The sequence below is a fragment of the Rudaea sp. genome (assembly GCF_036383415.1).
Lineage (GTDB): Bacteria > Pseudomonadota > Gammaproteobacteria > Xanthomonadales > Rhodanobacteraceae > Rudaea.
Genome location: NZ_DASVOK010000038.1, coordinates 1 through 2,480 on the forward strand (window position 1 = coordinate 1; position 2,480 = coordinate 2,480).

Below are 2,480 nucleotides of genomic sequence, written 5' to 3' on the forward strand. Positions count from 1 at the left end.
CTCAATGCGGTCAGCCCGCTCGCAACCTTGCAGCGCGGCTACGCGATTCTGCTCGACCGCGACAGCGGCGAGGTGCTGCGCACGACCGCGGCGGCAACGAAATCCGCGCATCTGGTCGCGCGCCTCGTCGACGGCGAAATCGACCTGCGCCAGGAAGCGAAGCCTCGCGCACGAAAGCCGAAACCCGATCACGAGTAGCGCTGCAGCACCGCGCGTACGCCGTCGAGATAACTCGCGCCGAACAGATTGAGATGATTGAGCAGGTGGTAAAGATTGAGCGGCGCAGCGCGCCCGCGCCAGCTGCCGTCGATGCCCGCGTCGGCTTCATAGGCGACGAAGAATACGGCGGGCGGTTCGCCGAATAAGGTCAGCATCGCGAGATCGACTTCGCCCCAGCCGTAGTGCACGGCGCCGCCGTCGATCAGCGCGAGTTCGCCGTTGGCGCAGGCATGCAGGTTGCCGCGCCACAGATCGCCATGAACGAGTACTGGCGGCCGTTCCGGCAGCAGTTCACGCAGACGCGCGCAGAGCGATTCGAGCCGACCGATATCGCCGCGCTCGAGCAGCAACGCGTCGAAGGCGCGCTGACCCTGCGGCAACAGGCGGCGCTCGGCGAAGAAGCGGAATCCGTCGATGTCGGGCGTGTTGTCCTGTCCGCTGTCGCCGCACCAGCCGCGTACAGTGAAGCCGAAATGTGCACCTGCAATGCGATGCAATCCGGCCAGGCCGAGCCCTGCGTTTTCCCAATCGCGCGCGGACGCACGCCCGCTGCCGAGATCTTCGAGCGCGATGCCGTGTTCCCACACCGAGAGGACGTCCGGCACACGCAAGGATGCGGACGACAGCGCTGCCAAGCCGCGTGCTTCGGCAAGAAAGAAATCGGCGGGCATGTCGCGGCGCACTTTCACGAACGCGCGCCCGCCACCAGCGCGAACGCTGCGATGAATGCCATCGCGCAATTGGCCGAACTCGGCCGCGCCGGACGACAGTTTCATCGCCACGTCTCGCGCAGCAGGGCCAATGAGGCCCAGCCAAGCCAGGCGAGGATCAGCGCGATCACGGTCTTCTGCGAAATTCCGCTCGGAAAAAGATGCATCAACGCGTAGATCCACAACGCGATGAATGCCAGCGCGGCAAGTGCGAAGGCGAAAGGAAACCTGCCGCGCCAGCGCGGATCGAAACGCAGCCAGAACGACTGCAGCAGCATCGCCACGGTGACGCAGAGAAACGTGGTCATCGCGGCGAAGCGGTGAACGGCCTCCCATTCGAGCACGTTGCCGTGCGCCTTGGCCGGCTCGCTCAATGCGGTGACGGCCAGCGCCACGCCCGCGACCGCAAACAGCAACACGAGCGCGCCACTGCGCGCCGACGCGATGAGCGCGCTGCGAAAGCCGATGCCGAGCGCGATCAAGCCTGCGGACAGAGCGAGATACGCCGCGATCGCCTCGGCGCCGAACGGCCCGAGCAGGTAGTAGCTCAACGGTGCGGCGACCCAGTCGAGGTCACCGCGCAGGAACTGCACGGCTCCGCAGATCACGACGAATGCTCCCACGCCGCAACACGACAACAGGGCGCAAAGCCGGGCATGTCCGCGGGATCGGGAATCGTTCATGCACGCGACGATAACTCGATCGATGTGGTGGGACAAAATCGTCCATTTGTTGCACACTCCCGCGTCATCCATCGACGGGCAAGCCATGTTCCGCAAATACCTGCTCTCCTTGTCGGCCCTTCTTGCGTTTGCGGTTTGCGCCTCTGCACACGCGCAGACTTGGCCGACGCCGAGCGAAGGCGACTTCATCGTCAAGGACTTCCATTTCGCCAGCGGCGAGACGCTGCCCGAGCTGCGCCTGCACTATCGCACGCTCGGCAAGATCCATCGCGACCGCAAGGGACACGTCGACAACGCCGTGCTGATCATGCACGGCACCGGCGGCGCCGGCACGCAGTTCATCAACGACCGCTTCGCCGGCCAGCTGTTCGGCCCCGGCCAGCCGCTCGACGCGGCGAAATACTTCATCGTGCTGCCCGACGGCATCGGCCACGGCAAGTCGAGCAAGCCGAGCGACGGCCTGCGCATGAAGTTTCCACACTACGACTACGACGACATGGTCAAGGCCGACTATCTTCTGTTGACGCAGAAGTTCAAGGTCGATCACCTGCGCCTGGTCATGGGCACGTCGATGGGCGGCATGCACTCCTGGGTCTGGGGCGAGACGTATCCCGATTTCATGGACGCGCTGATGCCGCTGGCCTCGCTGCCGGTCGAAATCGCCGGGCGCAACCGCATGTTCCGGCGCATGTTCATGGACGCGATCCGCAACGATCCGGAATGGAACAACGGCGACTACACCAAGCAGCCGCGCGGCCTCGCCGATGCGCTGCACATCCTCATGATCATGGGCTCGGTGCCGCTGCAGTGGCAGAAGGATTACCCGACGCGCGACGCGGCCGACAAGTATCTCGAGGATCGCATCGCC

The 2,480-nt window shown here is 65.0% G+C and carries 3 protein-coding genes and 1 pseudogene; 2 read left to right on the top strand and 2 right to left on the bottom strand.

Annotation, left to right across the window (positions count from 1 at the left end; genetic code table 11):
- Positions 1-198: pseudogene (locus VF497_RS01305) on the top strand (exodeoxyribonuclease VII large subunit); the annotation flags it as partial.
- On the opposite strand, the gene VF497_RS01310 reads toward VF497_RS01305, so the two are convergent.
- On the bottom strand, positions 189-995 hold the full coding sequence (locus tag VF497_RS01310) for a fructosamine kinase family protein (protein WP_330885490.1): 807 nt from the start codon (positions 993-995) through the stop codon (positions 189-191). The pseudogene VF497_RS01305 and the gene VF497_RS01310 overlap by 10 nt on opposite strands.
- Positions 992-1,612 carry a DUF998 domain-containing protein gene (locus VF497_RS01315; protein WP_414706825.1) on the bottom strand — a complete coding sequence of 207 codons (621 nt, stop codon included), beginning with the start codon at positions 1,610-1,612 and terminating at the stop codon, positions 992-994. Before VF497_RS01315 ends, VF497_RS01310 begins: the two co-directional genes overlap by 4 nt.
- 85 nt (positions 1,613-1,697) lie before the next feature.
- Here VF497_RS01315 and VF497_RS01320 point away from each other — a divergent pair.
- A partial coding sequence (locus VF497_RS01320) for an alpha/beta fold hydrolase (RefSeq protein ID WP_330885494.1) occupies positions 1,698-2,480 on the top strand: 783 nt, incomplete at its 3' end.